This is a genomic window from Rhodococcus sp. NPDC059968, from assembly GCF_042738615.1.
Lineage (GTDB): Bacteria > Actinomycetota > Actinomycetes > Mycobacteriales > Mycobacteriaceae > Rhodococcus_F.
Genome location: NZ_JBHWUE010000250.1, coordinates 1 through 2230, shown reverse-complemented (window position 1 = coordinate 2230; position 2230 = coordinate 1). Strand labels below are relative to the sequence as shown.

Genomic DNA, 2230 nt, shown 5'->3' with positions numbered 1-2230 from the left:
ATCAACAACGCCGCCAACATCGACGGCACGAACGCAGCCACGGTGATACCGGACTCTTCCATCAGTGACAGCAGATAGTCCGGATCCCGATGCCCGTCGGGACGCGCGAGGATCATCCGGGCACCGACACTCAACGGAACGAACAACTCCCACAACGACACGTCGAATGTCACAGGAGTTTTGTGCAACACCACATCCGAATCATCAAGCCCATACGCCGAAACCAACCACGACAACTGATTGACAATCGCACGATGACTGACCGCCACCCCCTTCGGTCGCCCCGTCGACCCAGACGTGAAGATGACATATGCGGTGTTCTCCGGCCGCACCGACCCCCGCCGCTCCACGCAGGTCACCGACGAAGAATCGAATTCAGCCAGGTCGAGCACATCCACCTCGACGGCCTCAGCCGACATCGGCAGCGCGCCACGGTCCCACGACGTGGTCAGCACCACCGCCGGCTCCGCCGTCGCAATCACGTACTCGGTGCGCTCCACCGGGTGCTCCGGATCCAGCGGCACATACCCGGCACCGGCCTCGAGGGCCGCATAGACGCTCACCATCATCTCGACGGACCGGCTCATTCCCACCCCCACTAACGACTCCGGACCCACGCCTCGCGAGATCAGGAACCGGGCCAGCCGGTTCACCCGAGCAGCGAACTCCCCATACGAGAGCCGCTGTCCCTCGAACACCACCGCCACCGCATCCGGCGCCCGCGCCACCTGAGCCTCGAAACCCTCGAGCAACAACACATCGTCGACGGCCACGGCCGTGTCGTTCCACTCCACCAGCAACCGATGCCACTCGTCATCATCGATGACCGAGACATCCCCCACCCGCACCGACGGATCCTCCACTACCGACCCCAGCACCCGCACGAACCGCTCCACGATCCGTTCCGCTGTCGCCTCATCGAAAATATCCGTCGCATACGACAGCGATCCGACATACCCACCCTCACCACCGGCCGGCTCACCCAGGGTCATCGACAGATCGAACTGCGCCGCCTCCCACTCGACCTCCACCGGCGAGACCGTCAATCCAGGAAGCTCCACCGCCTGCCGAGTGAAATTCTGAAACGCCAACATAACCTGGAACAACGGAGAGAACGACTGAGACCGAATCGGATTCAGCTTTTCCACCAACCGCTCGAACGGAACATCCGCCCGCCCGAACGCCTCCAGATCCGAATCGCGCATCCGCCCCAGTAGTTCCGCGAACGATTCGCCCGGCTCGTACTGCGCTCGCAACACCAACGTATTGACGAACATGCCCACCAGATCGTCCAACTCCGCATCACCACGGCCCGCGATCGGCGACCCGATCGCGATATCGGTCGCCCCACACAGCCTCGCCAAGAGCACCGTCAACGCCGCCTGCACCACCATGAACGGCGTCGCACCCTTATCCCGAGCCAATGCCTGGATTCCCTGCACGATTCCGGCCGGCACTGCGAAGTCGACGCTGGCACCCACACCCGACCGCTCCGCCGGACGCGGTCGATCCGACGGCAACGCCAGTACATCGGGCACACCAGCCAACGTGTTTGTCCAGTAGTCGATCTGCCGCGACACCACCGACGACGGATCGTCCTCCGACCCGAGAACCTCCCGCTGCCAGAGGGTGTAGTCCGCATACTGCACCTCGAGCGCCGCCCAACCCGGTTCGTGTCCGGCGTGCCGGGAGGCATATGCCACCATCACGTCACGGGCCAACGGCCCCATCGAGAACCCGTCAGCGCAGATATGGTGCACCACCACCGCCAACACATACTCGGACTCCGACACCCGGAACAGACCTCCGCGCGCCGGTACCGACTCGGTGACGTCGAATCCGTGCGTCAGCACGGTCGCCACCCGTGCCCGCAACTCGTCCTCGTCGGCGACCGGTGTCGGCGTCAGATCCAGCGGGACGCGGGAGGGGGGCACGACCACCTGCGACGGTCCCCGGTTTGAATCGGGGAACACGGTCCGCAACGCCTCGTGCCGAGCGAACACGTCGAGCACCGCAGCCTGTATCGCAGCCACATCCAATTCACCGGTCAGGCGGACCACGAGCGGAATGTTGTATGCCGCCGACTCCGGGTCGAACTGGTTGAGGAACCACATCCGCTGCTGCGCCAATGACAGCGGAACTCGGTCGGGCCGCTCGCGGCGCGTCAACGCCGGGCGTCCACCCTCACCGGCATGCTCTTCGGCCCGCACCGCCAGCGCCGCCACCGTCG

At 64.8% G+C, this 2230-nt stretch carries 1 protein-coding gene; it reads right to left on the bottom strand.

Annotated elements, in window-relative coordinates:
• Nucleotides 1–2230: condensation domain-containing protein (locus tag ACFWAY_RS53565; protein WP_378516518.1), on the bottom strand; the 2230-nt coding region annotated here is incomplete at both ends.